Below are 26633 nucleotides of genomic sequence, written 5' to 3'. Positions count from 1 at the left end.
GTAGCAGCGACCGCCGTCGCGTTCCAGCGAAACGGCCGCGCTTCACCCTTGCGACGAAGGCAGGTACGGCATCGGATTCACCGGCTTGCCGTCGCGTCGCACCTCGAACAGCAGCGCGACGCGCGAGTTGTCGAGGTCGCCCATCTCGGCGATCGCGTCGCCCTGATGCACGATGTCGCCCGTCTTCACGAGCAGCTTGCGGTTGTGCGCATAGGCGGTCAGGAAGTCCGCGTTGTGCTGGACGATGATCAGGCTGCCGTAATCGTTCAGGCCGGTGCCCGCGTACATCACGCGGCCGTCGGCCGCGGCGCGGACCGGATCGCCCGGCCGACCGGCGATCTGGATGCCGCGGTTCTGTCCGGGCTTGAACCCGTCGACGATCTTGCCGGTTGCCGGCCACTTGAGCGCGACGCCGCCCGCATGGCGCTTCGTTTCCTTGACGACCTGGCGATCGCTCGCGGTCGATGCGCCGGCCTGCGAAGTGGCCTGCGCGGTGGTCTGCGAGTTGCCCTGACTACTCGCCGCGCCATTACTCGCGACAATCTGCGCGCCGGCCGCGCCCGCGGGCGGCAGCGGCTGCTGCTTGACGATGCGCAGTACCTGCCCCATGCGCAGCCTGCCGTTCGCGGCCAGCTTGTTCCAGGTGCGCAAGTCGGCCACGCTGCAATCGTTCGCGGAGGCGATGCCCGTCAGCGTGTCACCGCGTTTCACGACGTACTTTTGCGCGACGAGAATCGGTGCGGCCGGCATCGGCGCAGCCAACTGCGCGGCAGGCGGGCTCGTATCAGCGGGTTTTCCCGCCAGCGTGTCGCTCGGCGGAACGGACTGCGTACTTGCACAACCGGCCATGACGAGCACGGCGGCCAGGCCCGACAGCCACGCCGCCTTAGGGTGAATCTCGCGCGTTTTCATGGACGATCCGACTCCGGTTTGACAATCTTTCAAGCATCTCAAAAACGGAACGGCCGACGTGTAACCGGATGCAAACAATGATGACAAACGATCACGGACCGGATGCCGGCCGGCATTCGCTACCGGTAATACGGTCCGATCCGGAAAAACTTGATGGTCTTTTCGCTGGAAAACGGAAGAATTTTCGTCGTCAAAAACTATGGCCCGCTGGTTTCAATAGGCGCGATCCGCGACATTCACCGCAACCATGCGACGATTTCGGCTGCGGCCCACGCGATGCCAATGCACAGGAACAGCAGATGCAACGCGATCTTGAACGACACGCCCCATGACGAATCGATCCGCATGACAGGCTCCCCGGTTGATGTGCGTCCATCATCGGCCGCCGATCGCACCCCGAAAATGCGGAAGCGACGAACCAGGCCTCAAGCTGCCCCTGAGACCGGCGCGGCGGTTCCTGCTAACTTATCGACCATCCCCACCCATCGCTCCGCCCATCATGCGCTTCGACCTGACCGACCTGCGCCTCTTCCTGAACATCTGCGAAGCCGGCACGATCACGAACGGCGCCGAACGCACGCACATCACGCTGCAGGCCGCGAGCGAACGCATTCGCGGGATGGAGGACGAACTCGGCGTGCCGCTGCTGCACCGGACCAAGGCGGGCGCGCAAGTCACCGATGCTGGCCGCGCGCTCGAACACCACGCGCGCACCGTGCTGCAGCAGATCGATCACATGCGTGGCGAACTGCAGCAATACGGCCAGGGGCTGCGCGGCCATATCCGGCTGCTGTGCAACACCGCGTCGCTCAGCGAATACCTGCCCGACGCCCTGGCCGATTACCTGCCGAGCCATCCGAAGCTGTCGATCAGCGTCGAGGAACGCTCGAGCCAGGAGATCGTGCATGCGATCCGCAACAAGACGGCCGAGGTCGGCATCGTCGCCGATTCGGTCGGGCTCGGCGGGCTCGAACAGCAGCCGTTCCGCGAAGACTGGCTGATCGTCGTCGTGCCGGCCGCGCATCCGCTCGCGTCGCACGACAAGGTCGCGTTCGACGACATCGCCGACGAAGACTTCATCGGCCTCACCGACGGCAGCGCGCTGCAGGTGCATCTCGCCGATCAGGCGCGTGCGATCGGCAAGCGGATTCGTTATCGCGTGCAGTTGAAGAGCTTCGACGCGATCTGCCGCGTGATCGCGAGCGGCGTGGGCATCGGCATCGTGTCGCGGCATGCGGCCGAGCGCGCGATGCTCACGATGGACGTGCGGCTCGTCGAGCTGTCCGATCCGTGGAGCCATCGGAAACTGACGCTCTGCGCGCGGTCGTTCGACGCGCTGCCGAAGTACACGCGCGAGTTCGTCGCGTTCCTGTCCGGCGGCGCACCGCCGCGCTGACGCGCGCCGCATTCGCGTCGCCCCATCGACATACGGAGGCATGACCATGACCGATACCGATCTCGCCACCCGCTATCGCGCGTATATCGACTGCCTGAACCGGCAGGACTGGACGGCGCTCGGCGAGTACGTGTCCGACGACGTGATCCACAACGACCGGCCGCTCGGCCTCGCCGGTTACCGCGCGATGCTGGAACAGGACTTCCGCGACATTCCCGATCTGCGCTTCGACATCCGGCTGCTCGTGTGCGAGCCGCCGCGTGTCGCGTGTCGCCTTCGCTTCGCGTGTTCGCCGAAGGGGACGTTCATGGGGCTCGCCGTCGACGGCCGCAAGGTCACGTTCGCCGAGAACGTGTTCTACGAGTTTCACGAAGGCAAGATCCGCCAGGTGTGGTCGGTGATCGACAAGGCGGCGATCGAGAAGCAGCTTTGAACGTCGTCGAAACGGCGCGGCGTCGCGCGCGGCGGCCGGTGGTCAGGAATACCTGAATGCACTTCGATTCTTATGGATAACGTTTTCTCTCATTACGTATCGAGAATCCGTTTCCATGTCACGCTCCGGCCGCCGCTTCAAAGCACGATTTCCCTCACCCGATGATCATTCGATCGTCAACGAAAATCCCCGCGATTTTCGCATAAGGCCGATTTCCCCTCCGCACCCTCTCGCACCCTCCGCTCCCGACATTCGGGTTTCTACCGGCGTATCCGATGTGAAACTTCATTGACATCACGCGGATGGATGCCTAAATTTGGAAAACGTTTTCCAATGCTCGAGCGCGACGCCAGTCACGGCCCGCGCAGGGGGAACGCTTGCCTGCTCGATTTGCGATTCAGGCCGTCCGCCTTCAGGGATCAGGGTTGCAAGGGCGGCAGCCGGGTACGGGCATCGAGCACGGCATCGGCCACACGTGCCCGTGCTTCATCACTATTCAAAACTGGAGACACCATGCATCCGCGCAGCAGATTCGCGCTCGGCGCCGCGCTCAGCGCCCTTTCCGTCGTGTTCGTCAGCGCGTGCGGCGGCAACGACGTGACCGACACGCCGTCGTCGCCCCCCTCGTCGACCACGCCCGCCACGCCCACGCTCGCGTCGAACTCGCTGCAGGCGCTCGTCTATGGCGCGCCCGACACCAGCGTGCCGGCCGGCACGAACATCCCGGCCACGATGATGGGCCAGATGCGCGCGCTGTTCGACCTGATCCGGAAATCGCCCGATTTCACGCAGGTCGTGATGGATCTCGGCGACGGCACGCCCGTCCACGTGCTCGACACGAACACCGGCGACAAATTCCTGCCCGGCAAGCTCGCGCTCGGCCTGTCGTACATCCTGATCGACATGAAGTCGAAGAACGACCCGCAATACGCGAGCTACCTCGCGACGTACCAGACGATCACGACCGCGATGATGGCGCAGTCGGGCAGCAACTACACGTATGCGAACACGTCGTGGGGCGAGTACTACTACCTCGTCGCGCTGAACAACCTGAAGGCGCACGGGATGCTCAACGAAGTCTTCAGCGACGCGATGCTCGCGACGCTGCAGCAGCGGCTCACCTTCTGCGACATGTTCGGCCCGGATGCGAGCGGCAAGACCAGTACGTGCCCGGCGGCCGGCACGCCGATCGACATCGCGTCGCTCAACACCGCGCAGAACTACTACGCGGTGTCCTACGGCATTGCCGGGCTGCGCCAGAAGCTCGGCTGGAGCAGCCCGTCGTTCGCATCGAAGACCGATCCGGCGGTCGCGACGATGAGCGCGCGCGACGCGCTGCTGTACACGCTGACGAACCACATCCGCAACGACTCGTCGGGCGGGTTCTCCGACGAAGCATCGAACACGCACACGACCTATTACGACCAGGCGCGCTTCGACCGCTACAGCACGCTGCTGATCGGCGAAGTGGTCGAGCGCACGTTCGAGATGGGCAACGAAGCAAACCTCACGCCGGAGCTGAAGGGCTATCTGCGCAAGTCGGTCGACCTGATCCTGCCGCAGCTGAACGTCGACGGCCAGGGCTTCAACTACGGCCGCTCGATCGGCCCGTACGGCGATTCCGCGTTCATGGAGGTGCTGACGGCCGCGGCCAATGCCGGCGTGCTGACCGATCGCGAGAAACAGGTTGCGTATGCATTCATCTACCAGGCCGCGCGGCGCTTCGACACGTACTGGTACGACCCGTCGCTGCCGACGCCGTCGGTGAACATGTGGGTCAAGGGCCGCGGCACCGACACCTATCGCGGCAAGCCGCGCGTGATGGGCGAGAACTTCAGCCTGCTGCACCAGTACCTGTACGTGAACGCATGGTGGAACAAGCTCGGCTTCGGCGGCCAGGCGCCGATGGCCGATGCGGACTACCGCGCGTGGCTCGACGCGCTGCCGCGCTACACGCTCGCCTGGTACAACCAGCCGGGCGACGCCGCGCATCCGTACAGCGCCGCGCTGCTCACCGTGCGCGACGGCCGGCGCGTGATCAACCTGAACCTCAGCCAGGCGCCCGACTACGACTCGTACACGCCGTATTACCCGGTGCCGTTCTCCGACAAGCTGATCTACGGCACGACCGACCTCGGCTATGCGCTGCTGGTGCCGCAGGTGACGTACAACGCGAAGACCTACATTCCCGTCACGTACTACAGGAACCTGAACGTGCAGCAGAGCAACGGCCAGGTGATCGTGTCGTTCGATACGACGAAGTTCCGCCTCGCGTCGAAGAACGCCGCGTACACGACGGATCTCGACCTGCAGGTGCACACGGTGCTGACCTTCGCGCACGGCACGGTGTCGCGCAGCGATACGCTGAGTTCGGGCACGCTCGCCGGCAACCTCGCGGTCGAGACGGACTTCACGTCGTTCGCGGATTTCGCGTCGACGCAGGCCAACGGCGACGGCGTATCGGTGACGTACGCGAACAGCGCCGCGACCGGCTATGCGGCGTCCGGGTTCGACAACTGCGCGCTGTCCGCCTTCGACACGGCGAACGGCACGACGAATCCGCTGTCGACGACGCCGATCGGGCAGTTGCATTCGAACTTCGCGTGCACGACGAAGCCGTTCGCGCTCGGCGCGGGCGCGACCCGCACGGTCGGGTGGACGCTGAAGTACACCGATCCGGCGTGAGCGGCGCGAACGCGATGCCGTGACCGTTCCCGAAGCCGGTTGCCGAAACCGGCTTCGGGATCATTCAGCGGCCAGGCGCACGTTCACCGCCACCCCGACCCCGCCATATACGCGCCGAGCGCGATCAGCCCGATGAAGAAGCAACGCTTGAACAGCTTCTCGCTCATCACGCGCCGCGCATATTGGCCGCCGGCCATCCCCGCCAGCGCGGGCACGAGCGCGAGCGCCGATACGCCGAGATCGATGGTCTGCAATGCGCCCGTTACGCGCAATTGCAGGCCGAGCACGATCGTCGACGCGGTAAACGACAGCCCGAGCGCCTGGATCAGATCGTCCTTCGACAGACGCAGCGCCTGCAGGTACGGCACCGCCGGTACGACGAACACGCCGGTCGCGGCCGTCACGACGCCCGTCAGGTAGCCGACCCCGGCCGACAACCATTTTTCATGGCGCCCCGGCGCGGGCAGCCGCGCCGCCGCCAGCCCCCACAGCCCGTAAAGCACCAGCACGACGCCGAGCGCCGCGTGCGTCCACGTGCTACCGGCCGCGAGCGCCGGCAATCCGCCCGTCAACGTGCCGACCGTCAGGCCGGCGAGCAGCGGCCATAGCCGGCGCAGCAATGCGCCGAACGACGGACCGAGCCACAACTGCCACACGTTGGTGACGAGCGACGGCACGAGCAGCAGGCTCGCCGCGGCCGACGGCGGCATCGCGAGCGTCAGTAGCCCCATCGCGATCGTCGGCAGCCCGAGCCCGATCATCCCCTTCACCGCACCGGCCAACAGGAAAACCAGTACGACGATCGTCAGCGTATGAATGTGCATGGCGGGCGTTCCGTCCGTTGAGTACGGCGCCGATGGTGCCTGCCCGCCATGCCGCCCGCCATCTGGCTTTGCCTGAGGCTGGCTCGGGCCGGTCGGTCAAGGCTGTCAGGCCCCGGCGATCCGGCCCCGTGGATCACCCCCGACCCTGCTCGCTGTCGAGGTGCGCCATCTGCGCGGCCGGATAACGCTCGCCGGCCGCCGCCCCGGCGGGAACCGCCGCTTCGATGCGTGCGAGGTCATCGACCGTTAGTTGCAATTTGGTCGCCAGCAAACCGTCCTGCAGTTGCGTGCGCTTGCGCGCGCCGACCAGCGGCACGATGTCGGCGCCGCGCGACAGCACCCATGCGATCGCGACCTGCGCCGGATTGCTGCCCTTCTCGTCCGCGATCGCGCGCAGCGCATCGACCAGCGCGAGGTTATGCGCGAGGTTCTCGCCCTGGAAACGCGGACTGGCCGCGCGGAAATCGCGCTCGCCCTGCCGCGCCGCGCTCCAGCCGCCGCCGAGCAACCCGCGCGACAGCACGCCGTACGCCGTCACACCAATCCCGAGTTCGCGGCACGCGGGCAGGATGTCCGCCTCGATCCCGCGCGACAGCAGCGAGTATTCGATCTGCAGATCGACGATCGGCGCGACGGCGGCCGCGCGGCGGATCGTGTCCGCACCGACTTCCGACAGCCCGATATGACGCACGTACCCGGCCTTCACGAGATCGGCGATCGCGCCGACCGTTTCCTCGATCGGCACGGCCGGATCGACGCGTGCCGGCCGGTAGATGTCGAGGTAGTCGGTGCCGAGCCGCTTCAGCGAATACGCGACGAAGTTCCGGATCGCCGCGGGCCGCGCGTCGTAGCCGGCGAACCCGCCGGCCGGATCGCGCAGCGCGCCGAACTTCACGCTGATCAGCACCTGGTCGCGCGTGCGGCCGCGCAGCGCGTCGCGGATCAGCATCTCGTTGTCGCCCATCCCGTAGAAGTCGCCCGTATCGAGCAGCGTGATGCCGTGGTCGAGCGCCGCGTGCAGCGTCGTGATGCTTTCGTCGCGATCCGCCGGCCCGTAAAAGTCCGACATCCCCATGCAGCCGAGCCCGATCGCCGAAACCTGCGGGCCCGTGCGGCCCAGTCGATGCTTGTCCATGTCCGTGTCCTTGCGGTGTTGACTGAATCAACCGGATTCTGAACGCATCGCGGCGCGCGATAAACGCGAAACCCCCAACCAATTCATTCGACGATGATTAACAATGGAGCCTGTTCCAATCGCCACGCTCCCCCCCCCCGCATGGACCATCTGCAAGCAATGCGCACCTTCGCGCGCGTCGCCCATCTGGGCAGCTTCACGAAAGCGGCCGAGCAACTCCAGTTGCCGCGCCCGACGGTCAGCAACGCCGTCCAGTATCTGGAAAAGCACCTGAAGATCCGCCTGCTGCAACGCACGACGCGGCGCGTCGCGCTGACCGCCGAGGGCGCGACCTACTACGAGCGCTGCGTGCGGTTGCTGGCCGATCTCGACGATGTGGAAACGCTGTTCGAGGATGCCGGCGCGTCGCCGCGCGGCGTGATCCGCGTCGACCTGCCCGAGCGTTTCGCGCTGAACCAGGTGATTCCGGCGCTGCCGGATTTCCACGCGCGCTACCCCGACCTGCGCGTCGTGATCAGCACGACCGACCGCTTCGTCGACCTCGTGGCCGACGGCATCGACTGCGCGGTGCGGGTCGGCGTGCTGTCCGACACGTCGCTCGTCGCGCGGCGCGTCGGCGAGATGGCCCAGATCAACTGCGCGTCGCCCGCCTATCTCGCGCGCCACGGCACGCCGCGCTCGCCGGACGAGCTGCCGGACCACGTCGCGGTCGGTTATTTTTCGAGCCGAACGGGCCGCGAGCTGGACTGGGAATATGCGGACATGGATTCGGGCGAGCTGCACGCGGTGAAGATGCACAGCGTCGTGTCGGTCAACAGCTCGCAGGCGTATCTCGCGTGCTGCCTCGCGGGCCTCGGGCTGATCCAGGCGCCGCGCGACGGGCTCGCGCCGCTGCTCGCCGACGGTTCGCTGGTCGAGGTGCTGCCTGAATGGAACGCGGCGCCGCTGCCCGTGTCGGTGGTGTTCCCGACCGGCCGGCATCTCGCGCCGCGCGTGCGGATCTTCGTCGACTGGCTCGCGGAAACGCTCGGCGGCATGCACCGGACTGACTGATGGCGGCCGTGCCGGGGCGTTCGGCCCCGGCCCCGGCGCCCGGTCAGAACTTGTGGCGGATCGCGGCGCGCACCGAGAACTGGTTCGACGACGCCGACGGGCCGTCCGTCCCGACGACATAGCCGCCATCGGCCGCCGTGCCCGTCTTGTCGCCGCCCACCTTCTGCCACGCGCCCTGCAGGTACACGTCGGTGCGCTTCGACAGGCTGTAGTCGGCCATCAGGCCGACCGTGTGGTACTTCGGCTTGAACGAACCGGCCGCGGCATCGTACTTGCCGTCCGTGTATACGTATTGCGCACCGAGATAGAAATCGGGCGTGAGCTGGTACTTGCCGTTGATTTCGAAGTTCTGGAACTTCGTCGCGGTCAGCCCGAGACCGGCGAACGTCGACGCCGGCAGGTAGACCGTCGATACCGGGTTCTTCACGTCGGTCTTCGTGTAGACGACGCCGACCGTCGCCGGGCCGAACGTGTAATTGACGCCGCCGCCGAAGATGCGCAGCCGGTCGGCGACGAAGTTCGCGTCGTCGGCCGCGATCGCGCCCGCGCTGCCGATGCCCGGGTTGTTCGCCTGCAGGTACGCGGCCGCGACCTGCAGCCCGGCCAGCGAATACTGCGCGCCGATGCTGTACTGGCGGTTGTTCGAGAAGCCCGTGCTGTTGCTGAAGCTGTACGTGCCGCCGAACGTCAGGCCGTTCCAGTCGGCGCTCGCGTACTTGACCGTGTTGTTGACGCGGAACGAGTTGTCCGTGTTGTCGTTGTCGAACGGGTGCGAGAACAGCGTGCCGCCCCAGTTGCCGTTCGCGGTCAGCGGCGCGAGATAGTCGACGACGGCATCGTACTGGCGGCCGAAGGTCAGCGTGCCGAAGCGCGACTCGGACAGCCCGACGAACGCCTGACGGCCGAACATGCGGCCGCCCTGGCCGAGCCGGCCGTTATTCACGTCGAAACCGTTTTCCAGCGTGAAGACCGCCTTCAGCCCGCCGCCGAGATCCTCGCTGCCCTTCAGGCCCCAGCGGCTGCCCTGCGCATAGCCGCTCGCGAGCTGGTAATTGGTCTTTCCGACCCCATTGACGTTGACGTTGTTCGTGTAATTGAAGCCTTCGTCGATCACGCCGTACAGCGTCACGCTGGTCTCGGCAAAGGCCGGCGCGGCGAAGGCAGCGAGCGCGGCGGCAAAAATGACGGGGTGCTTCATGACGGATCTCCGGAGCCGAGGGCCGGGCAGGCCGAACGCCCGGCGAATGTTTGAGCTGTTGTATGTGTGGCCCGCAGGGCGGACGACGCGGTGTGCGGCCGCGTGAGGACAAAATGGTGTCACGTCGCAAATCGTCCGTCCATCGGGTACGGGGCGTCGCGTGCAAAGCGTTGCGCTCGTCCAACTGCCCGGTTGTGCCGACCGCCTGACCGGGCTTGTCGGCAGCGGCAGGCCGGCCCGCCATCCGCGTAAACCCGATGAGCGTCGCATCGGTGGCACAATGCGCATCCGTTCGCCATTTCTTCACGAAGTCATGCTTCACCCCGACACCCGCGCGGCGCGTGCCGGCCGTGCCCGCGGCCCGCGCCGGAAGGCGTTCCGATGACCGCGCCGGCCCGGGCCGGCCGCTACGCCGAACTCGATTTCTTCCGCGGCCTCGTGCTGCTCGTCATCGTCGTCGACCACATCGGCGGCAGCATCCTGTCGCGCGTCACGCTGCACGCGTACGCGCTGTGCGACGCGGCCGAGGTGTTCGTGTTCCTCGGCGGCTTCGCGACCGCCATCGCGTACAACTCGCTCGCCGAGCGGCACGACGAGGCCGCCGCGCGCCAGCGCTTCATCCGGCGTGCGTTCGAGATCTACCGGGCGTTCCTCGTGACGGCCGGCCTGATGCTGCTGATCACCGCCGCGCTGAACGCGTTCGCGATCGACGGCCCGAACATGCCGACCAACGACCTCGACGGGCTGCTGCACAAGCCGCTCGCCGCGCTGCGCGACATCCTGCTGTTCCGCCGCCAGCCGTACCTCGCGTCGGTACTGCCGATGTATGCGTTCTTCGCGCTGCTCGTCCCGCTCGCGCTGCCGCTCGCCCGCACGCAGCCGTGGCTGATGCTCGCGTTCAGCGGATCGCTGTGGTACGCGGCGCCGCACGTCGCGCGCTTCTTGCCGACCGTCGAAGGCGCGCCGTGGGATTTCAATCCGTTCGCGTGGCAGTTCCTGTTCGTGCTCGGCGTGATCGCGCGCTGCCAGCCCGTCTACCAGACGCTCGCGCCCCGGCCACAGGGCTGGCTGCTGACGGCCGCGTCGCTCGCGATCGTCGCGGCCGGCGCGTACTACCGGCTGCGCATCGAACCGTTCCCGACCGATCCGTCGATCAAACAGAACCTCGGTGCGCTGCGGCTCGTGAACTTCCTCGCGATCGCGTGGCTCGCCGCCAAGCTCGTGCACCTCGGCTGGATGAAGAAGGTCGCGCACGCGATGCCGTGGATCGGCACGATCGGCCGGCAGGGGCTGCTGTGCTTCGTCGCGGGCACCGGCATCTCGCTCGCGGTCGATTCGCTGCTCTACCAGGCGACCGAAGGCTATCTCGACGTGCCGCTCGGCCTGACCGCCGACGCCGTCGCGATCGGGCTGCTGTATCTCGTCGCCAAACTCTACGGGCCGCTCGTCGCGCGGCTGCCGTTCCGTTCGCGGCCATGACGCGCCGCGCCGTCACGCGCCGCTGCTACGATAGCCGGCGCCTCTCCTGACACGATTCGCCATGCGCCGACTCGCCCTTCCGCTCGCTTTCGCCCTCGCCCTGATCGCCGGCGCCATCGCCACCGCCCATGCCACGCCACCGGCACAGGGGCCGGCTGCCGCGCCGGCGGCCTCGCCCGCGCCGCCGGCCGTCCAGACGGCGACGACGCCGTCCGCCGCGCAGGAGCCGTCCGTCAATCCGGGCAGCAGCGTCGTGCTGCGCACGTTCCGCTCGGCGTCGCTGAAGCGCGACTGGTCGTACACGGTCTATCTGCCGCCCGGCTACAACCCCGAAGGCGCGCGCTACCCGGTGATGTACCTGCTGCACGGCAACGCGGGCAACGCGAACGACTGGGTCACGCAGGGCCGGCTGCAGGCCACCGCCGACACGCTGATCGAGCGCCACGACATCCCGCCCGTCGTGATCGTGATGCCGCAAGGCGGCACCGACTGGTACGTCGATCGCAAGGAGAAGATGCAGAGCGCGTTTCTCAACGACCTGCTGCCGGAAGTCGAAGCGCACTTCGCGGTGTCGAACCAGCGCGCGGGCCGCGCGATCGGCGGCGTGTCGATGGGCGGCTTCGGCGCGCTGCGCTTCTCGCTGCTCGAACCGGGGCTGTTCTGCGGCGCGATGCTGCTGAGCCCAGCGATCTATGCGAACGAGCCGCCGCTCAATTCCGCCGCGCGCTACGTCGGCGTGTTCGGCGACCGGCAGTTCGATTCACGCGTGTGGCACGAACTCAATTACCCGGCGCTGCTGCGCGGCTATTTCGCGCGCAGCTGGCGCGTGCCGATGTTCATCGCGGCCGGCGACGACGACCTGACGATCCAGGCGGAATCGAGCGTGCTGTACACGCACCTGCGCCGCGCGCAGAACCCGGCCGAGCTGCGCATCGTCGACGGCGGGCATACGTGGGACGTGTGGCGCGGGTTGCTCGGGCAGGGGTTGAAGTATGCGTTGGAGTGCGTGAAGTGAAACGCGCCTGAGCGCGCCCGGCAAGGCGGCCGGCACGTATGCGCTGCCGGGCCGCCCCGCTTGCGTCAGACTTCCGCTCCAATCGTCTTCGCCATCCTGAGCGCCAGCGCATACCCGGTCAGCGTCGGATTGACCACCGACGAACTCGGGTGCACGGCCGTGCTCGCGATGAACAGGTTCGGGTGATCGTGCGTTCGGCAATCGCGATCGACGACCGAATCGGCCGGATCGTTGCCCATGATCGTCGTGCCCATGATGTGAGAACTCGGCACCCACGCATGGACGTCGTTCACGATCTCGGTCGCACCGAACACCTGATGGAAGTCGCGGTAATCGTCGAGCACTTGCGACGCCGCTCGCAACGAATAGTCGTACACGTCATAGTCGGTACGCGGCGTCGGCAGCCCGAGTGCATCCTTGCGATCGCTGAGCGTCACACGGTTACGCGGGTCGGGCAGGATCTCGACGTAGCTCGCGATCTTCAGGTAGCGCGCCGCATCGTGGCGGATCCGCGCATCGAGCGCGTCGCCGACGACACCTTGCGCGATCAGCCGCCGCGTAACGATCTCGTTCGGCACCGTGTTGTCGAGGAAATGCCGGATCGCGCCGTGTTCGCGACGAAACGCGCCGTCGCGCCGCGTGTTGATGCTGCCCTGCTGGGTCGGGCCGCGCCCGGCCCACACCGGTTCGCGCGCGAGCATCGCGATCGCGCGGCCGGTGTGCCCCATCATGTTGCGGCCGACCTGGCCCGACGTGTTCGCAACGTCCGACATCAGCAGCAGCTTCGGAATCTCGACACCGTGCGCCGCGAGCACGAAGGTCCGCGCGGTCAGGCGCGTGCTTTTGCCATCCGGCGTCATGTAGTGGATCGCGGCGATCTTGCGGCCCTCGCCGCGCTCGATCTTGTAGACGACCGCATTCGTCAGCAGCCGCGCACCCTGCGCGACGGCGCGCAGTACCGGGCGATCGCCGGAGAATTGCGCGCCGATCGGGCAGATCGGCGCGCAGTTGTTGTTGCCGGCGCAGGTCGGCCGGCCCTCGTAGGGTCGCGTCGCGCGCGCGTTGGGTTCGTCGACGAAACGATGGCCGATCGTCGCGACCTTTTCCGCGACCCGCTGCGTCAGGTACGACCACGGCTGCTGCCGCATCGGGTACGGCTTCGAGCGCGGCGGGAACGGCGCCCCGCCTTGCCCGCTCTGGTCGTCGGTGTCCGAGCCCGACACGCCGATCTGCTCCTCCGCGAGCTGGTACCACGGCTCGAGCTCGTCATAACCGATCGGCCAGTCGCGCCCCTGCCCATACAAGCTGTGCAGCCGGAAATCGTTCGGCAGCATGCGCCACGTCGCGCCGCCCCAGTGCCAGGTCGTGCCGCCGACGAGCCGCAGGAACGACGGCTTCTGCAGCACCGGGCCGACGCTGTCGATGTAGCGATCGGAATAGCGGCCGGTGGACGACTTCGGCGCCCACGGCAGATCCGGGTACGGGCCGTTGTAATCCGACTTGTTGCCGTAGTTGCGGAACGCGCGGACGAGCTCGGCCCGCTTCACCTCCGGCCCCGCCTCGATCACGATGACGGACTTGCGCTGCTGCGTCAGCGACTGCGCGACGGCGCCACCCAGGATGCCCGCGCCGATGACGATGACGTCCGCGTCATAGGAACTGCTCATGATTTCGATCCTTGTTCGAAGGCTGCTCAACCGGCTTCGGCGGCCGGGCGCGCGGTCCAGTACTCGGGGCGCGCGCGGATGTAGGTCGGAATGACCGTAACGTCGCGGGTCGGCTCGAACATCAGCGCGGTTTCGTAGCCGACCATGCGCGCCTGCCCGCCGTGACCGACGCTCCCGGTGTAGAAGGCCTCGATGATGGCCAGTGCCGCCGCGCGCAATTGCGGGGCGGCAACACCGAGCGTGCGCACGAACGTATCGAGCGGCTGCGTGCCCGAGTCGATCGCGACGGCAAGCGCGCGCAACCGCGCGGGGAATTCGCGATCCTGCTCGACGAGACCGTCGTAGACCGACTCCACATAGCGCGACGGAAGCGCCGAGCGACGCGTCAAGTACGCGGCCACCCCGGCAAAGTCCCGCAACGGCACGGCCTGCGGTGCGGTCGCGGCGCGCGCGATCAGCATGCCGGCCGGCAACGCGACGGCAAGCGCCGCACCGGCCGACAGCTTCACGAGACGGCGACGCCGCGCATCCGGTTCGCCGGTCACATCGAAATTGTTCATCGCGTGCATCTCCTGTCAGTGGGCGGGCGCCGTGCGGATCTTCGCGACCTCCGCCGCGCTCACGCGAGCCCGGCCGTTGCCGAATCGTTCGCTCAGGTAGTTCACCAGCGTCACCACTTCGTCATCGTCGAGTTCGGTCTGGAACGCCGGCATGAAGTAGTGCGTGGTGCCGTTGTTCACGCTCGCGCCGTGCATGACGACCTGCAGCAGGTTCGACGCGGTGGCGGTGCCGACCGCGCTGTTGGCGAACAGCGACGGGAAGAAACCGTCCGTCGTGCCGGCGCCCGTCATCCCGTGGCAGCTCGCGCAATGATCGAGGTAGAGCGACGCGCCGGCCGGCGTCCGGCCACCCGCCGCAGCCGCGGCGCGTATCGCGACGTAGTCGTCGGTCGGACGCCCCTGGGTCGAACGCGGCGCGGTATCGGCGCCCTTCGCGGCGGGCACGGTCGACAGATACACGGCGATCGCGTTCAGGTCGCGTTCGCTCATCCGGCTGAAACTGTGCTCGACCGCCTCCGCCATCGGGCCCGCGGCCTGCGCCTTGCCCGGTACGTTGCCGGTGCGCAGGTACTGGACGATCTGCGCGGTCGTCCATGTGCCGATGCCCGCGTCGCGATCGTGCGTGATGTTGAACGCCTGCCAGCCGGCGAGCGGCGCGCCGGCGAGATAGCCGACGCCGGTTTCGTCGTAGGCCAGCTCCTGCATTCCGATGCCGCGCGGCGTATGGCAGGTACCGCAATGCGCGGCGCCCTGCACCAGATAGGCGCCGCGATTCCATTCGGCGTCCCGCCCGGGTTTCGGCACGTACGCGCCTTCGCGCAGATACAGCGCGTTCCAGATCTTCAGCGGCCAGCGCATGGTCAGCGGCCACGGGAAATCCGGCGCGCGGTTCGGCTGACGCACCGGCGCGACGCCCTGCATGAAATACGCGTACAGGTTCGCAATGTCGTCGTCGCTGAACTTCGTGTACGACGGGTACGGCATCGCCGGGTACAGGTTGCCGCCGTCGCGCCGCAGCCCCTTGCGCAGCACGTTCGCGAAGTCCTGCTCCGAATAGTTGCCGATCCCCGTTTGCCGGTCCGGCGTGATGTTGGTCGAGTAGATGTCGCCCATCGGCAGCGGCATCGCGAGGCCGCCCGCGAACGGCTGGCCGCCCTGCACCGTATGGCACGCGACACAGTCCGCCGCGACGGCCAGCGCCTTGCCCGCGGCGATGCGATCGGCCGCCTGCCCGGCCGCCGACGCAGGGTCCGTCGCGATGAGAAAAAACACGACAAGCACGGAAAGGCCGGGCAAACGCATGGACATCGTTCCTGGAAGAATCCGGTGAGAAAAGCGGTTCTGCGCGCGCTTACGATGCGGCCCTCTATTTGTACAGAGCAACCGGCTGCGTCGCGTGGCCGCACTATATCATTCTCTGTATCGATACACTAAATCGATACAGTTTCACCATTCGAGCAATAATCGACGAATATCCGACGAGCGACGCGCGGTCCGTCGTGCGATGCAATGCCGCGGGAACAGGCACGTCGCGCATTTCGACTACATTGCCGAAGTGGCGATGACATCGGTCATCGTCGGCCGCCCCTCACTCAACCCGCAGGAAATCCAGCCATGTCTGTCTCGAAGAAATTCGCCGCCGTCACGGGCGCCGGCTCCGGCATCGGTCGCGCCGCGGCCATCGCGCTCGCCCAGGCCGGCTTCACCGTCGCGCTGCTCGGACGCACGGAGGCGTCGTTGAGCGAAACGCAGGACGCGATCCGCGCCGCCGGCGGCGACGCGCAGGTGTTTCCCGTCGACGTCACCGACGAAGCATCGGTCGACCGCGCGTTCGCGCAGATCGCGCAACGGTTCGGCCGGCTCGACGTCCTGTTCAACAACGCCGGCCGCAACGCGCCGGTCGTGTCCCTCGACGAATACGAACTCGACGTGTGGAACAGCGTCGTCGCGACGAACCTGACCGGCGTCTTTCTGTGCGCGCGGGCCGCATGGCGGCTGATGAAAACGCAGACGCCGCAGGGCGGCCGAATCATCAACAACGGCTCGATCTCGGCGCACGCACCGCGCCCCGATACGATCGCGTACACGGCCACCAAGCACGCGGTGACCGGGATCACGAAGTCGCTGGCGCTCGACGGCCGCCGGTACAACATCGCGTGCGGCCAGATCGACATCGGCAACGCGGCCACCGCGCTCACGGAGCGGATGACGCAAGGCGTCCCGCAAGCGGACGGTAGCCTGGCGCCCGAAGCGCGGATGGACGTCGCGCATGTCGCGAACGCGATCGTCCAGATGGCGAATCTGCCGCTCGACACCAACATCCTCACCATGACGATCATGGCGACCGCGATGCCGTTCGTCGGGCGCGGATAGCACGTGCCGCGGCCCGGGCCGGACGGCAGCATTCACACCCGGGCCGCTATCGAACCGCTCCGTGGCGACGACGCCGAATGCCGGCGCGTGCGGGCAGCAGCTTCAGTGAGGCAGGCTGATCGCCTGCCGCTCGTCCTCGAGCAGTTGCGTCAGCGAACCGTGCAACCGTTCAAGGCTGCGCGGCGGGAGTGCGAAGCTTGCCCAGCCGAGCCCGCTATGGCGCATCAACAGCACCACGCCGCCCTGCAGCGGATGGCGTTCGGCATACCAGCAAGGATCCATTTCCGTCACGAACTGCTGCGCGTGCGGCGGACGTTCCGGCACCGCGGGCTGCATCGACGCGCGCAGCAAACTCAAATACTGGATGACGGCATCCACATCTTCCGGATCGAGCACTGCCGCGCCCCGTTCGATCGACATCAGCACGACGAGCTTGCCGCGCTCCTCGATCATCTTGATGCTCAACGGTTGTGCCATTTCTGTCGTCCTTGCCGCGGTTACGTGATCCCATTATCGATCTCGGTACCCGTCTGCCGCCTGAAGATTTGTGATCCGCGCATGAATCTTTTTTTAGAAATTTTTCAGAAAAGGCGCCGCGTCATCGTCCGTCGGGCTCCGCCGTTTTCTAAACGAAATTTCATCCGGCCAGCGCTGTTTTTTTAGCGCCCCCCACCCGCGTGCCTTCCATAATGAATTCGCTGCCCGCCCCGGCAGGCGCGGCGCGGCGCGGCGCGATGCGTCGACGTAGCCCGCTGAAGACGGACGCGCCACCCCCATTTCCGGCAACTCCATTCCTCGCCGATCATGAACCAACTGCAAGCGATGCGTGTCTTCACGCGCGTGGTCGAGTTATCAAGCTTCAGTCTCGCCGCACGTCAGCTCGGCATGTCGGCCGCCGCGGTCACGCGCAGCGTCGGCATGCTCGAGGCCCATCTGAACATGCGCCTGTTGAACCGGACCACGCGCAGCCTGTCGCTCACCGAGACAGGCCGCGAATATCTCGACGGCTGCCGCACGATCATCGAGAAGCTCGACGAGATCGAATCGAATCTCGCGCAGGTCAATCGCGACCCGCACGGTACGCTGCGCATCGCCGCGTCGGCAACCTCGGTGGCGGCCGGGCTTGGCGCGCTGCTGTCCACGTATCGCATCGAGCATCCGCGCGTGCGATTCGACGTGACGACCTTCGATATCCAGGTCGACATGGTGGAAGGCGGCTACGACGTGTGCTTCTGTGACGATCACCGCCTGGTCAACTCGACCTTCGTGTCGCGCACCTTGACGAGCGTGCGCGACGTGATCGTCGCCTCTCCCGGCTACCTCGCGCGCCACGGCACGCCTGCCGAGCCGGTCGAACTGAATACGCACTGCCTGCTGACGGTGTCGAACGGCGCCGCGCGCAACTGGGAGTTCTCGGATGTCGACGGTTCGTCGCGCATCTATACCGGCAATGCGCTGGCGTCGACCAGCAACACGATGGTGCGGATCGCGGCACTCAATCACATGGGCATCGCGCAATTGCCGCATCCGCTCGTCGCCGACGATCTCGCGAGCGGCGCCCTGGTGCCGATTCTCGAACGCTACGACGTGAACGGCGGCCCGCGCCGCGTATCGATCCTCTACCCGAGCCGCAATTATCTGTCCACGAAAGTGCGCAGCTTCATCGACTACGTGGTCGATCACTATCGCACGCCCGAGCGCACCGCGATGCAGCTTGCCGCGGCCTGATTCCGCCGGATCGCGTACGCCATGGCCCACATCCTGACGATCGAAGACGATCCGCTGATCGCGGATCACATCGCGCACACGCTCCATGCCGCGGGCCACCAGATCGACGTCGCGCGCACCGGCCGCGACGGCATGGCCCGGGCGATGAGCGCGAACTACGATGTCGTCACGCTCGATCGCATGCTGCCCGACCTCGACGGGCTGACGATCCTCGCCACGATGCGCGGCGTCGGCCTCGATACGCCGGTCCTCGTGATGAGTGCGATGTCCGGGGTCGACCAGCGTATCGAGGGGCTGCGCGCCGGCGGCGACGACTACCTCGTCAAGCCGTTCTCGCTCGAAGAGATGTGCGCGCGCATCGACGTGCTGATTCGCCGGCGGCCGCGCGGCACGCGCGTCGAGACGGTGCTGCGCGCCGGCGAGCTGGCGCTCGACCTCGTGCGGCGACGCGCGACGCTGGGCGCGCGCGAGCTCGCGCTGCTGCCGACCGAATCCCGCGTGCTCGAATTCATGATGCGCAACGCCGGCCGCGTGCTCACGCGCACGATGATCTTCGAGGCCGTGTGGGGCTGCCGCTTCGATCCCGGCACGAACCTGATCGACGTGCACATCGGCCGCCTGCGCAAGAAGGTGAACCGGCCCGGCGCGGCGCCGCTGATCCGCACGATCCGCGGCTCGGGCTACATGCTCGGCTGAGTGCGCCCGCACCTTAAAACTTGTTTCATCTTTTTTGCGACCCGTTGTTAGGGGCCGCTCCGCAGAATGCGGTCAGCGGTTGCGCCTCGGTGTTTTCCCGAAGACGCGCACATCCGGCTCTTCTTCACGACGCTTTTGAACGGAGCAGCACCTCATGCTGAAAATTGTCCGGCTCGCGCTCACGCGGCCCTATACGTTCGTCGTACTGGCGCTGCTGATCCTGATCGCGGGCCCGCTTGCTGCGGTCCGAACGCCCATCGACATCTTCCCGGACATCCGCATTCCGGTGATCAGCGTCGTGTGGAACTACGCCGGCCTGCAGCCGGACGACATGTCCGGACGCGTGATCACCTACTACGAGCGCACGCTCGGCACGACGGTCAACGACGTCCAGCACATCGAGTCGCAATCGTTCCGCGGCTACGGCATCGTGAAGATCTTCTTCCAGCCGACCGTCGATATCCGCACGGCGACCGCGCAGGTCACGTCGATCTCGCAGACCGTGCTCAAGCAGATGCCGCCCGGCACCACGCCGCCGCAGATCCTCAACTACAACGCGTCGACGGTGCCCGTGCTGCAGATCGCGCTGACCAGCAACACGCTCGACGAACAGAAGCTCGGGGATTACGCGGTCAACTTCATTCGACCGCAGTTGCTGTCGGTGCCCGGCGTCGCGATTCCGACGCCGTACGGCGGCAAGACACGTGAAGTGCAGATCGATCTCGACCCGCAGGCGCTGCAATCGAAAGGGCTGTCGGCGCAGGACGTCGCGCACGCGCTCGCGCAGCAGAACCAGATCATTCCGGCCGGCACGCAGAAGATCGGCCGCTTCGAATACAACATCAAGCTCAACAACAGCCCGCTCTCGCTCGACGCGTTGAACGACCTGCCGATCAAGTCGGTCGGCGGCACGACGATTTATATCCGTGACGTCGCCCACGTGCGCGACGGCTACCCGCCGCAGGGCAACATCGTGCGCGTGGACGGCCACCGCGCGGTGCTGATGAGTATCCTGAAGAACGGCTCGGCATCGACGCTCGACATCATCGCCGGCGTGAAGGCGAAGCTGCCGCTGGTCGAACAGACGCTGCCGCCGGGCCTGAAGCTCGTCACGATGGGCGACCAGTCGACCTTCGTGAACGGCGCCGTCAGCGGCGTGGCGCGCGAAGGCATCATCGCCGCCGCGCTGACCTCGCTGATGATCCTGCTGTTCCTCGGCTCGTGGCGCTCGACGCTGATCATCGCCGCATCGATCCCGCTGGCCGTACTCTCGGCGATCGCGCTGCTCGCGGCCACCGGCGAAACGCTCAACGTGATGACGCTCGGCGGCCTCGCGCTCGCGGTCGGGATTCTGGTCGACGATGCGACAGTGACGATCGAGAACGTGAACTGGCACCTCGAACAGGGCAAGGACACGCGCACCGCGATCGTCGACGGCGCGAAGCAGATCGTGATGCCGGCGCTCGTCTCGCTGCTGTGCATCTGCATCGTGTTCGTGCCGATGCTGATGCTCGACGGCATCTCGCGCTTCCTGTTCGTGCCGATGGCCAAGGCCGTGATCTTCTCGATGGTGTCGTCGTTCGTGCTGTCGCGCACCTTCGTGCCGATGCTCGCGCAATACCTGCTCAAGCCGCACGCATCGGCCGGTCACGCGTCGGGCGAACTGGCCGCGGTGATGGACCCGCACGCGGGGCATGCCGGCGCACACGACGTCCCGCCGTCGCGCAATCCGCTGGTGCGCTTCCAGCGTGCATTCGAGCGCCGCTTCGAGTCCGTGCGCGCGTCGTACCGAATCCTGCTGGGCCTCGCGCTCACGCGCCGCAAGCCGTTCGTCGTCGCCTTCCTCTGCGTCGTGGCCGCGTCCTTCCTGCTCGCACCGTCGCTCGGTCGTAACTTCTTCCCGACCATCGATTCCGGCGAGATCGCGCTGCACGTGCGTGCGCCGGTCGGCACACGGGTCGAGGAAACCGCCGCCGAGCTCGACCGCATCGAAAACACGATTCGCGGCGTGATTCCGCCCACGCAGTTGCGCGAAGTGATCGACAACATCGGTTTGCCGAACAGCGGGATCAACCTGACCTACAACAACAGCGGCACGCTCGGACCGCAGGACGGCGACATCCTGATCTCGCTGTCGCGCGATCACGCGCCGACCGCCGACTACGTGCACACGCTGCGCGAACGCCTGCCGCGCGCCTATCCGGGCACCACGTTCTCGTTCCTGCCCGCGGACATCGTCAGCCAGATCCTCAACTTCGGCGCACCGGCCCCGGTCGACCTGCAGGTGGCCGGCCCCAACCAGCAGGCCAATCTCGCTTATGCGCACGAGCTGTACCGCAAGCTGCGCCTGATCGCAGGGGTCGCCGACCCGCGCATCCAGCAGGCCAGCACCTATCCGCAGTTCACGGTGACGGTCAACCGCACGCGCGCCGACCAGCTCGGCATCACCGAGCAGGACGTGACGAACTCGGTGGTCGCGACGCTCGCCGGCACCAGCCAGGTCGACCCGACCTACTGGCTCAACCCGCGCAACGGCGTGTCCTATCCGATCGTCGCGCAAACGCCGCAGTACCGGATGACCACGCTGTCGGCGCTGCAGAACCTGCCGGTCACCGGCGCGAACGGCCAGTCCCAGCTGCTGGGCGGCCTCGCCACGATCACGCGCGGGGTCGGCAACGCGGTGGTGTCGCACTACAACATCGAGCCGCTGTTCGACATCTACGCGACCACCCAGGGTCGCGACCTCGGCGCAGTCGCGACCGACATCGACGATATCGTCAAGGCCACCGCGAAGGATCTGCCCAAGGGCTCGACCGTCACGCTGCGCGGCCAGGTGCAGACCATGAACGGCGCGTTCGCCGGCCTGCTGCTCGGCCTCGTCGGCGCGATCGTGCTGATCTACCTGCTGATCGTCGTGAACTTCCACTCGTGGGCCGACGCATTCGTGATCGTCTCGGCACTGCCGGCGGCGCTGGCCGGCATCGTCTGGATGCTGTTCACCACGCATACGCCGCTGTCGGTGCCGGCGCTGACCGGCGCGATCCTGTGCATGGGCGTGGCCACCGCGAACGCGATCCTCGTCGTCAGTTTCGCGCGCGAGCGCCTGGCCGAAACCGGCAACGCGCTGGCCGCCGCGCTCGAAGCCGGTTTCACGCGCTTTCGCCCGGTGCTGATGACCGCGCTCGCGATGATCATCGGCATGGCGCCGATGGCGCTTGGCCTCGGCGACGGCGGCGAGCAGAACGCGCCGCTCGGCCGCGCCGTGATCGGCGGCCTCGCATGCGCGACGATCGCGACGCTGTTCTTCGTTCCCGTCGTATTCAGCCTCGTGCACCGGCGCGATGCGCTCAAGCACGACGCGTCCCGCGCTTCCTCCCCTTCCGCGTCCGGAGCTTCCCATGTCCACTGAGATCGATATCAAGTCGCCGAAACGGCTGCCCAACCTCAAGCTCGTCGCCACGATCACCGCGCTGATCGCGGCCGGCATCGTGGCGACCGGCATCGTCGGCCGCGCGCACGCGAAACAGGAAATGACGACCTGGTCCGCCGAACAAGCGGTGCCGACCGTGGTCGCGTACACACCGTCGACCGGCGGCGACGGCGCGACGCTCGTGCTGCCCGGCCACCTGTCCGCATTCGAGAGCGCGCCGATCCACGCGCAGGTGTCGGGCTACCTGCATGCGTGGTACACCGACATCGGCGCGCACGTGAAGTCGGGGCAACTGCTCGGGCTGATCGATACGCCCGAGCTCGACCAGCAACTGCAGCAGGCGCGCGCCGACCTGCAGAGCTCGCTCGCCAACGAGAAGCTCGCCGCGTCCACGGCCGCGCGCTGGACCCGGATGCTCGCGCAGGATTCGGTGTCGCAGCAGGAAACCGACGAGAAGACCAGCGACCTCGCGGCCAAGCAGGCGATCGTCGCGGCCAACGAGGCCAACGTGCGGCGCCTCGACGCGCTCGAGGCGTTCAAGCGCATCGTCGCGCCGTTCGACGGCGTCGTCACCGCGCGCAAGACCGACATCGGCCAGTTGATCTCGGCCGGCGGCGGCGCCGGCCCGGAATTGTTTGCGGTATCCGACGTCCACCGGATGCGGGTCTACGTGAGCGTGCCGCAGAACGAAGCCGCCGCGATCCGGCCCGGCATGACGGCCACGCTGACCGTGCCCGAGCATCCGGGCGAGACCTTCCGTGCGACGCTCGCCGACACCGACGACTCGATCGCCGACTCGACCGGCACGCTGCTCGTGCAGTTGATGGTCGACAACTCCGCAGGCAAGCTGATTCCCGGCGAATACACCGAGGTGCATTTCGCGCTGCCGGCCGGCAGCACCCACGCGCTGACGATTCCGGCCAGCTCGCTGATCTTCCGGCAGGCAGGCCTGCAGGTCGCCGTGGTCGGCAAGGACGATCGCGCGATCTTCAAGCCCGTGACGATCGCGACCGATCTCGGCACGCACGTACAGATCGCGACCGGCCTCGCGCCGGACGACCGCGTGATCGACAATCCGCCCGACTCGCTCGCCGACGGCGACCCGGTCAGGCTCGCGGCGCCGGTCCGCACCGTCGCGTCGGTCGCGCGCGATACGGAGCGCGCGCATGGCTAACCGGCTTCGGCTCTGCGCGATGCTCGCCGGCGTCGCGTTCCTGTCCGCGTGCTCGTTCGCGCCCGCCTATCACGCGCCGCAAACGGCGCTGCCCGCCAGCTTCAAGGAAGCCGGCGGCTGGCAGGCCGCGAAGCCGGCCGACCGCATCGCGCGCGACGGCTGGTGGAAGGCGTTCCGCGATCCCGTACTCGACCGGCTCGAAGCACGGGTGGCCGCGGCGAACCCCGACGTGGCCGCGGCCGTGGCCCGCCACGACGAAGCGGCCGCGCTGTTCGACCAGGCACGCTCGGGCCTCTTCCCGACCATCGGTCTCGGCGCGCAGATCTCGAGCAACCGCCAATCGGCCACGCGGCCGCTGCGCGGCTCGAACCAGCCGAACGTCTATGGCGACAACACGCTCGACGCCGGCTTCGACTACGACCTCGACCTGTGGGGGAAAGTCCGCAACGAAGTCGCGGCCGGGCGCGCCGACGCGCAGGCCAGCGCCGACGATCTCGCGTCGGTGCGGCTGAGCCTGCAGGCCAGCCTCGCCAGCGCGTACTTCAGCCTGCGCGGGCTCGACCAGCAGCAACAGCTGCTGGCCGATACGATCGACACGTATCAGCGCGCGCTGCGCCTGACGATGAGCCGGCACGCGGGCGGCATCGCGTCCGATCTCGACGTGTCGCGCGCGCGGACGCAGCTCGATTCGGCCCGCGCGTCGGCCGAGGACGTACGGGCGCGGCGTGCGCTCTACGAGCACTCGATCGCGACGCTTACGGGCGTACCGGCGTCGTCGTTCTCGCTGACGCCGGACCTGAACCCGGCGTATCTGCCGACGATCCCGGCCGGCATTCCCGCGACGCTGCTGCAGCGGCGCCCCGACGTCGCGGCGGCCGAGCGGCGCATGGCCGCCGCCAACGCGAAGATCGGCGTGGTGCGCGCGGCATTCTTCCCCGACGTCACGCTCGGGCTGGTCGGCGGCTACCAGAGCTCGGGCCTCGGCCACTGGCTCCGCGCGCCGAACGAGATCTGGTCGATCGGGCCCAGCCTCGCGCTGACGCTGTTCGACGGCGGCCGGCGCCAGGCGCTCACCGACCAGGCGCGTGCTCAACTGGCCGAGAACGGCGCGAAATACCGCGCGGTGGTGCTCGACGCGTGCCAGCAGGTGGAAGACAACCTCGCGCTCACGCATCACCTCGGCGACGAAGCCGATCGCGAACAGGAAGCGCTCGACGCGGCCGAACGCACGTTGCAGCTGTCGATGTCGCGCTATCGGGACGGCGTCGTCAGCTATCTCGACGTCGTGACGGCGCAGACCACCGAGCTCGATACGAAGATCGCGATGCTGGAACTGGACACGCGTCGACAACTCGCGGCGGTAGGCTTGATCGCCGCGCTGGGCGGCGGGTGGTCGACCGATGAAGCCCCACCCGGTACGCAGGCACCGGCCGCGACGATGGCTAGTTCAGCGAACTGAATCCCTTGCGACATGACGAGGCGTGTCGCATTTCAAGGCACCCGTCGCGATGACGGGTGCCGTTTTTTACATCAGCCCGGCCGCTCAGAACTTGTGACGGATACCGGCCGCGACGACGGCCTGACGATCGTTGCCTGACGCGGCAAGGTTGAAGATCCCCGCGTGGCCGAGCACCGCGACGCCGTCCGCGCCCGTCACGCGCTGATACACGCCTTCCAGATAGAGGTCGGTGCGGCGCGACAGCGCATAGTCGGCCTGCAGCATGAACTGGTTCCACTTCGGCGCGATGCCGCGGCCCGCATCGTCGAAGCGGCCCTGCGTGAACGTATAGGCGCCGCCCAGCGAGAGGGCCGGCGTGACGAAGTAGCGCCCGTTCAGTTCGTAGTTGCTGAAGGTCAGCAACTGGCCGTTCACGCGGCCGTACGCGCCGCCCTGCGACAGCTCGCGCGGGTCGTTCAGGATCGTTCTCGTGTAGACGAAGCCGATCGCGGCATGGTCGAACGCATAGTGCACGCCGGCGCCGAACGTGCGCCAGCGGCCGCCCGCAAGCATTGCATCGCCATCAGAACTGCTCAGCGACCCGCCGGTGTTCTGCGGCGCGTCGACACCGCCCGGCTGGTTCGACTGCAGGTACGCGACGGCGAGGTCGACCGGGCCGTTCACGTACTGCGCGCCGACGCTGTACGCATTGTCGTTGCTGAATCCGCCGCCTTGATTGCTGAAGCCGTACGCACCGCCGAACGTGAAGCCGCCGTAGTTCGCACTGCGGAACTTCACCGCGTTGTTCATCCGCGTATCGTTGGCGAGGTTGTCGTTGTCGTACGGATGATCGGCGAGGTTGCCGCCGAATCCCGACCCCGTCGCCGACAGCGGCGCGACGAAGTCGACCAGGAAATCGTACTGGCGGCCGAGCGTCACCGTACCCCACTGGCGGCTCGCGAGGCCGACCCATGCCTGGCGGCCGAACTCGTCGCCGCCGTTGCCGAGCTTGCCGTTCGCGACGTTGAAGCCGTTCTCGAGGGCGAACACGGCGGCCAGGCCGCCGCCGAGATCCTCGTTGCCGCGCAGCCCCCAGCGCGACGTGCTGACGTTGCCGCTCTGGACACCGTAGACGGGCCCCGCGCCCGCGGCCGATTTCTGGTTGCTGATGTAGTCCAGGCCCGCGTCGATCGTGCCGTACAGCGTCACGCTGCTCTGCGCATGTGCCGCGCTCGCCAGCAGGCATGCGACCGCCGCCGGAATTGCCAGATATTTCTTCATGATGGTTTCATTGGAGTGGATCGGTCTGCTCGCATCGCCGGCCCGGGCAACATGGCCGCTCGTGCGCGATGCGATGGCGCACAATTTAGGCAGCGGGCGTGACAGCGCCGTTATCGAAACGGCCCGAAACATGAAACCTGCTTCATCCTGGCGACA

The 26633-nt window shown here is 67.3% G+C and carries 21 protein-coding genes; 12 read left to right on the top strand and 9 right to left on the bottom strand.

What is annotated here, in order from left to right; genetic code table 11:
* Window positions 1-42: 42 nt before the first annotated feature.
* The gene (locus H3O04_RS03700; protein WP_202587160.1) at window positions 43-912 is read right to left on the bottom strand and encodes a peptidoglycan DD-metalloendopeptidase family protein; all 870 of its coding nucleotides are present in this window, start codon (window positions 910-912) and stop codon (window positions 43-45) included.
* 499 nt (window positions 913-1411) lie between these two features.
* On the opposite strand from H3O04_RS03700, the gene H3O04_RS03695 reads away from it, so the two are divergent.
* From H3O04_RS03695 to H3O04_RS03685, 3 genes are all read left to right on the top strand, one after another.
* Window positions 1412-2308, top strand: a complete 897-nt coding sequence (locus tag H3O04_RS03695; RefSeq protein WP_006478826.1) for a LysR substrate-binding domain-containing protein — start codon at window positions 1412-1414, stop codon at window positions 2306-2308.
* Window positions 2309-2354: 46 nt separating this feature from the next.
* Window positions 2355-2741: an ester cyclase gene (locus H3O04_RS03690; RefSeq protein WP_011547519.1), complete on the top strand. Its 387-nt coding sequence runs from the start codon at window positions 2355-2357 to the stop codon at window positions 2739-2741.
* Window positions 2742-3254: 513 nt separating this feature from the next.
* On the top strand, window positions 3255-5426 hold the full coding sequence (locus tag H3O04_RS03685; protein ID WP_202587159.1) for a hypothetical protein: 2172 nt from the start codon (window positions 3255-3257) through the stop codon (window positions 5424-5426).
* Between the two features lie 83 nt (window positions 5427-5509).
* Here the strand turns inward: H3O04_RS03685 and H3O04_RS03680 are convergent, their stop codons facing one another.
* Complete coding sequence (locus H3O04_RS03680; protein ID WP_185714691.1) at window positions 5510-6250, bottom strand: sulfite exporter TauE/SafE family protein; 741 nt, start codon at window positions 6248-6250, stop codon at window positions 5510-5512.
* 133 nt (window positions 6251-6383) lie between these two features.
* Window positions 6384-7385 (bottom strand): aldo/keto reductase, encoded by a 1002-nt coding sequence (locus tag H3O04_RS03675; RefSeq protein WP_202587158.1) that lies wholly within the window; start codon window positions 7383-7385, stop codon window positions 6384-6386.
* Between the two features lie 141 nt (window positions 7386-7526).
* On the opposite strand from H3O04_RS03675, the gene H3O04_RS03670 reads away from it, so the two are divergent.
* Window positions 7527-8438: a LysR family transcriptional regulator gene (locus H3O04_RS03670; RefSeq protein ID WP_006478820.1), complete on the top strand. Its 912-nt coding sequence runs from the start codon at window positions 7527-7529 to the stop codon at window positions 8436-8438.
* Between the two features lie 43 nt (window positions 8439-8481).
* On the opposite strand, the gene H3O04_RS03665 is transcribed toward H3O04_RS03670, so the two are convergent.
* Window positions 8482-9636 (bottom strand): porin, encoded by a 1155-nt coding sequence (locus H3O04_RS03665; RefSeq protein WP_023476835.1) that lies wholly within the window; start codon window positions 9634-9636, stop codon window positions 8482-8484.
* A 381-nt stretch (window positions 9637-10017) separates the two neighbouring features.
* Here H3O04_RS03665 and H3O04_RS03660 point away from each other — a divergent pair, with 381 nt between their 5' ends.
* Both H3O04_RS03660 and H3O04_RS03655 read left to right on the top strand, forming a co-directional pair.
* Window positions 10018-11115 (top strand): OpgC domain-containing protein, encoded by a 1098-nt coding sequence (locus H3O04_RS03660; protein ID WP_006478818.1) that lies wholly within the window; start codon window positions 10018-10020, stop codon window positions 11113-11115.
* 61 nt (window positions 11116-11176) lie between these two features.
* The gene (locus tag H3O04_RS03655; protein ID WP_077218743.1) at window positions 11177-12130 is read left to right on the top strand and encodes an alpha/beta hydrolase; all 954 of its coding nucleotides are present in this window, start codon (window positions 11177-11179) and stop codon (window positions 12128-12130) included.
* Between the two features lie 65 nt (window positions 12131-12195).
* Here the strand turns inward: H3O04_RS03655 and H3O04_RS03650 are convergent, their stop codons facing one another.
* Genes H3O04_RS03650 through H3O04_RS03640 form a run of 3 tightly spaced genes read right to left on the bottom strand, consistent with a single transcriptional unit; the run spans window position 12196 to window position 15659 of the window.
* Window positions 12196-13797, bottom strand: a complete 1602-nt coding sequence (locus H3O04_RS03650) for a GMC family oxidoreductase (protein ID WP_202587157.1) — start codon at window positions 13795-13797, stop codon at window positions 12196-12198.
* Between the two features lie 26 nt (window positions 13798-13823).
* Window positions 13824-14357, bottom strand: coding sequence for a sorbitol dehydrogenase family protein (locus H3O04_RS03645; protein ID WP_202587156.1), 534 nt, complete (start codon window positions 14355-14357; stop codon window positions 13824-13826).
* Between the two features lie 15 nt (window positions 14358-14372).
* On the bottom strand, window positions 14373-15659 hold the full coding sequence (locus tag H3O04_RS03640; protein ID WP_074802974.1) for a cytochrome c: 1287 nt from the start codon (window positions 15657-15659) through the stop codon (window positions 14373-14375).
* 312 nt (window positions 15660-15971) lie between these two features.
* Here H3O04_RS03640 and H3O04_RS03635 point away from each other — a divergent pair, with 312 nt between their 5' ends.
* Entirely contained in the window at window positions 15972-16730 is a 759-nt protein-coding gene (locus tag H3O04_RS03635) for an SDR family oxidoreductase (RefSeq protein ID WP_023476830.1), read from the top strand.
* A gap of 102 nt (window positions 16731-16832) precedes the next feature.
* Here H3O04_RS03635 and H3O04_RS03630 read toward each other — a convergent pair whose 3' ends face one another.
* A complete protein-coding gene (locus tag H3O04_RS03630; RefSeq protein WP_202587155.1) occupies window positions 16833-17207 on the bottom strand; it encodes a hypothetical protein in 375 nt (124 codons plus the stop codon).
* A 327-nt stretch (window positions 17208-17534) separates the two neighbouring features.
* Here H3O04_RS03630 and H3O04_RS03625 point away from each other — a divergent pair, with 327 nt between their 5' ends.
* From H3O04_RS03625 to H3O04_RS03605, 5 genes are all read left to right on the top strand, one after another.
* The gene (locus tag H3O04_RS03625) at window positions 17535-18458 is read left to right on the top strand and encodes a LysR family transcriptional regulator (protein ID WP_202587154.1); all 924 of its coding nucleotides are present in this window, start codon (window positions 17535-17537) and stop codon (window positions 18456-18458) included.
* A gap of 21 nt (window positions 18459-18479) precedes the next feature.
* On the top strand, window positions 18480-19154 hold the full coding sequence (locus tag H3O04_RS03620) for a response regulator transcription factor (RefSeq protein WP_006478810.1): 675 nt from the start codon (window positions 18480-18482) through the stop codon (window positions 19152-19154).
* A 154-nt stretch (window positions 19155-19308) separates the two neighbouring features.
* The gene (locus tag H3O04_RS03615) at window positions 19309-22563 is read left to right on the top strand and encodes an efflux RND transporter permease subunit (RefSeq protein WP_202587153.1); all 3255 of its coding nucleotides are present in this window, start codon (window positions 19309-19311) and stop codon (window positions 22561-22563) included.
* Complete coding sequence (locus tag H3O04_RS03610) at window positions 22553-23758, top strand: efflux RND transporter periplasmic adaptor subunit (protein ID WP_202587152.1); 1206 nt, start codon at window positions 22553-22555, stop codon at window positions 23756-23758. The genes H3O04_RS03615 and H3O04_RS03610 overlap by 11 nt, the downstream gene beginning before the upstream one ends.
* Window positions 23751-25217: an efflux transporter outer membrane subunit gene (locus H3O04_RS03605; RefSeq protein WP_202587151.1), complete on the top strand. Its 1467-nt coding sequence runs from the start codon at window positions 23751-23753 to the stop codon at window positions 25215-25217. Before H3O04_RS03610 ends, H3O04_RS03605 begins: the two co-directional genes overlap by 8 nt.
* An 84-nt stretch (window positions 25218-25301) precedes the next feature.
* On the opposite strand, the gene H3O04_RS03600 is transcribed toward H3O04_RS03605, so the two are convergent.
* Complete coding sequence (locus tag H3O04_RS03600; RefSeq protein WP_202587150.1) at window positions 25302-26477, bottom strand: porin; 1176 nt, start codon at window positions 26475-26477, stop codon at window positions 25302-25304.
* Window positions 26478-26633: the final 156 nt, after the last annotated feature.

Origin of the sequence: Burkholderia sp. KCJ3K979 (assembly GCF_016759955.1) — a bacterium.
In the GTDB taxonomy this organism is placed as follows: Bacteria; Pseudomonadota; Gammaproteobacteria; order Burkholderiales; family Burkholderiaceae; genus Burkholderia; species Burkholderia orbicola.
Note: the sequence above shows the minus strand (reverse complement) of the source record. Positions and strands in the feature narration are given on the sequence as shown.

What these genes read in the sequence shown, in the direction of transcription:
- H3O04_RS03695 (WP_006478826.1), top strand. Translation starts at nt 1,412, where the DNA reads ATGCGCTTCGACCTGACCGACCTGCGCCTCTTCCTGAACATCTGCGAA.
- H3O04_RS03610 (WP_202587152.1), top strand. Translation starts at nt 22,553, where the DNA reads ATGTCCACTGAGATCGATATCAAGTCGCCGAAACGGCTGCCCAACCTC.
- H3O04_RS03615 (WP_202587153.1), top strand. Translation starts at nt 19,309, where the DNA reads ATGCTGAAAATTGTCCGGCTCGCGCTCACGCGGCCCTATACGTTCGTC.
- H3O04_RS03675 (WP_202587158.1), bottom strand. Translation starts at nt 7,385, where the DNA reads ATGGACAAGCATCGACTGGGCCGCACGGGCCCGCAGGTTTCGGCGATC.
- H3O04_RS03665 (WP_023476835.1), bottom strand. Translation starts at nt 9,636, where the DNA reads ATGAAGCACCCCGTCATTTTTGCCGCCGCGCTCGCTGCCTTCGCCGCG.
- H3O04_RS03680 (WP_185714691.1), bottom strand. Translation starts at nt 6,250, where the DNA reads ATGCACATTCATACGCTGACGATCGTCGTACTGGTTTTCCTGTTGGCC.
- H3O04_RS03670 (WP_006478820.1), top strand. Translation starts at nt 7,527, where the DNA reads ATGGACCATCTGCAAGCAATGCGCACCTTCGCGCGCGTCGCCCATCTG.
- H3O04_RS03630 (WP_202587155.1), bottom strand. Translation starts at nt 17,207, where the DNA reads ATGGCACAACCGTTGAGCATCAAGATGATCGAGGAGCGCGGCAAGCTC.
- H3O04_RS03605 (WP_202587151.1), top strand. Translation starts at nt 23,751, where the DNA reads ATGGCTAACCGGCTTCGGCTCTGCGCGATGCTCGCCGGCGTCGCGTTC.
- H3O04_RS03685 (WP_202587159.1), top strand. Translation starts at nt 3,255, where the DNA reads ATGCATCCGCGCAGCAGATTCGCGCTCGGCGCCGCGCTCAGCGCCCTT.
- H3O04_RS03700 (WP_202587160.1), bottom strand. Translation starts at nt 912, where the DNA reads ATGAAAACGCGCGAGATTCACCCTAAGGCGGCGTGGCTGTCGGGCCTG.
- H3O04_RS03640 (WP_074802974.1), bottom strand. Translation starts at nt 15,659, where the DNA reads ATGCGTTTGCCCGGCCTTTCCGTGCTTGTCGTGTTTTTTCTCATCGCG.
- H3O04_RS03690 (WP_011547519.1), top strand. Translation starts at nt 2,355, where the DNA reads ATGACCGATACCGATCTCGCCACCCGCTATCGCGCGTATATCGACTGC.
- H3O04_RS03660 (WP_006478818.1), top strand. Translation starts at nt 10,018, where the DNA reads ATGACCGCGCCGGCCCGGGCCGGCCGCTACGCCGAACTCGATTTCTTC.
- H3O04_RS03625 (WP_202587154.1), top strand. Translation starts at nt 17,535, where the DNA reads ATGAACCAACTGCAAGCGATGCGTGTCTTCACGCGCGTGGTCGAGTTA.
- H3O04_RS03635 (WP_023476830.1), top strand. Translation starts at nt 15,972, where the DNA reads ATGTCTGTCTCGAAGAAATTCGCCGCCGTCACGGGCGCCGGCTCCGGC.
- H3O04_RS03655 (WP_077218743.1), top strand. Translation starts at nt 11,177, where the DNA reads ATGCGCCGACTCGCCCTTCCGCTCGCTTTCGCCCTCGCCCTGATCGCC.
- H3O04_RS03650 (WP_202587157.1), bottom strand. Translation starts at nt 13,797, where the DNA reads ATGAGCAGTTCCTATGACGCGGACGTCATCGTCATCGGCGCGGGCATC.
- H3O04_RS03600 (WP_202587150.1), bottom strand. Translation starts at nt 26,477, where the DNA reads ATGAAGAAATATCTGGCAATTCCGGCGGCGGTCGCATGCCTGCTGGCG.
- H3O04_RS03620 (WP_006478810.1), top strand. Translation starts at nt 18,480, where the DNA reads ATGGCCCACATCCTGACGATCGAAGACGATCCGCTGATCGCGGATCAC.
- H3O04_RS03645 (WP_202587156.1), bottom strand. Translation starts at nt 14,357, where the DNA reads ATGAACAATTTCGATGTGACCGGCGAACCGGATGCGCGGCGTCGCCGT.